The sequence below is a fragment of the Oleiphilus sp. HI0061 genome, assembly GCF_001635675.1.
This window is the reverse complement of record NZ_LWFE01001213.1, coordinates 1-2,249: the sequence shown is the minus strand read 5'-3', so window position 1 is coordinate 2,249 and position 2,249 is coordinate 1. Positions and strand designations below refer to the sequence as shown.

Here is a 2,249-nt window from a genome sequence, read left to right as displayed (position 1 = left end):
ACACGACGCCATTGACGACTGCGCCTTAAGCGTACGAGAAGTCCGTGCCGGCGATACGCGGCTCATCGCTTATGTTGTATGGAAGAATAGCCCGATTAGTCTCAGTGAACTTCGTGAGCACCTGCGACAGCAATTGCCCCCTTACATGGTGCCGCAGCACCTTGAAGCACTCGGGGAGTTACCACGCACCCTTAACAACAAGCTTGATCGAAAGGCTTTAGAAAGCCTCCCTTTATCAGAATCAAGCTCGTTAGGCAAAGAAGAAGTACGGGCCGCTACTACAGCGACTGAACTTAAGTTACTGAGCATCTGGCAAGAAGTCATCAATAAACCCATATCTAACATCAATGAAAACTTCTTCGACCTAGGTGGGCATTCTTTGCTCATTGCACAAATCATCCACCGTGTTGAAATGGATATGTCGGTGCAATTGAAGTTCAGTGACCTCTACGAGTTTGCAGACATCGAGTCTTTAGCTAAAAAAATAGATCAATCGCAGCACACAGAACAATCAACCATAACAAAGCGTTCAGAGAATGAACCAGCCTTATTAACCCTTGCCCAACAAAGGCTTTGGTACCTGAATCAACTGGAAGGAAGCAGTACTGCCTATAACCTTCCCTCTGCATTCAGACTAAAAGGAAAACTCAATAAGCTTGCTTTAAATCAAGCTTTTCAAAACCTAATCAGTCGCCAAGAAGCGCTAAGCGCCGAAGTAATTGAAATTGATTCCCAGCCACATCAACGGCTTCGAAACATCAGTAATTTTGAACTAAGTGAAGTCTCTTTCGCAGATATAGATAAGCCAATTGAACGTGAGCTGGAACTCAAAAAACGCCTGACCGTTTTACAAAACCAGGTTTTCGATATCAATCACGATATTCTTTTTAAAGCAGAACTAATCATTCTTAGTGAAGAAGAGAGCATTTTGTTTTTTATGCCTCATCACATCATATTCGATGGTTGGTCTTTCGATTTATTTATACATGAGCTCAGTGAGAGTTATAACGCATACTGTTGCGGTATCAATGCTCAATTACCTGTACTCGATTACCAGTTTGCTGACTATGCGAATTGGTCACGACTCAACAGTTCACAAGAAGATGTAGAAAAGGATGTCAGCTATTGGGTAGAACACCTCCAAGGAGCTCCTAACCTTGATATGCCGCTTGATCGACCTCGTCCGGAAACTCAGGATATTCGCGGTGAGCAAGTTTCATTTGAGCTACCGAGTGACCTACTTTCCAGGCTTAACGGCTTAGCCCTAGAAAAAGACGTAACTTTATTTATGGTCATGATGGCCAGTTATTGTGCCTTGTTGGCAAAATATACCGACCAAGAAGACCTAGTCATTGCGACACCAATGGCTGACCGAACTAAGCCCGGCACTGAAGACCTGATTGGCTTTTTTGTTAACGCCTTAGTACTTCGCTTTAGACTGAGCCGAGAAATGCCATTCCTTGAGCTATTACAGCAGGTCAAGCAACAATGCCTAGAAGGTTTTGACCATATGAGAGCACCGTTCGAAAAGATCGTCGAACGCCTGAACCCTGAACGTGATATCAGTCGTGCTCCCATCTACCAAACCTCTATCACCTACCAAGACGTATCTAAACGCGAACAAGTCATGGGAAGTGGTGACCATACGATAAACATCAAGCAGTGTGAGATCCCTTCTCATGATTCACCACTCGACCTGAACATATGGTTTAAAAAACGCGGCGACTCACTCAGTGGAGCAATCGTCTATAGTACATCTCTCTTTACTGAAAAAACGATCCAAGGCTTTAGGGATCATTTTCTTACGATTCTCGGACAAATTGCACAAAACCCGATAACCAGGCTTTGCGATATAGAACTACTTAATCAAAGCTCAAGCAAGCAAGTGATGAGACAATGTATAGGACCTGCTCATGCTTGGCATGAAGAACAAGCCAACGCCCCTCGCACTGTCGGTCACTACCTTCATCATCAAGCTCAACAATTTGCCGAAAAAGATGCCGTCATATTTGAGCAGGAAGTCTTAAGCTATCGTCAGCTTGATGAACTTAGCTCACAGTGGGCTCAGCTCCTATTAGAGGAGCACGTATCGGTTGGGGACCGCGTTGGCTTGTGCCTGGACCGCTCTCAGCATATGCTCGCGGCCCTAATTGGCATATTGAAAGTCGGCGCCAGCTATGTCCCGCTTGACCCTGACTTCCCCGATGATCGTTTGGCGTACATGATTGAAGACTCGGGCTTACAACACC

1 protein-coding gene is annotated in these 2,249 nt (G+C 45.1%); it reads left to right on the top strand.

Annotation, left to right across the window (positions count from 1 at the left end; all coding sequences use genetic code 11):
• Positions 1 to 2,249, top strand: a 2,249-nt coding sequence (locus tag A3735_RS18900; RefSeq protein WP_156499756.1) for a condensation domain-containing protein, incomplete at both ends; no start/stop codon positions are given.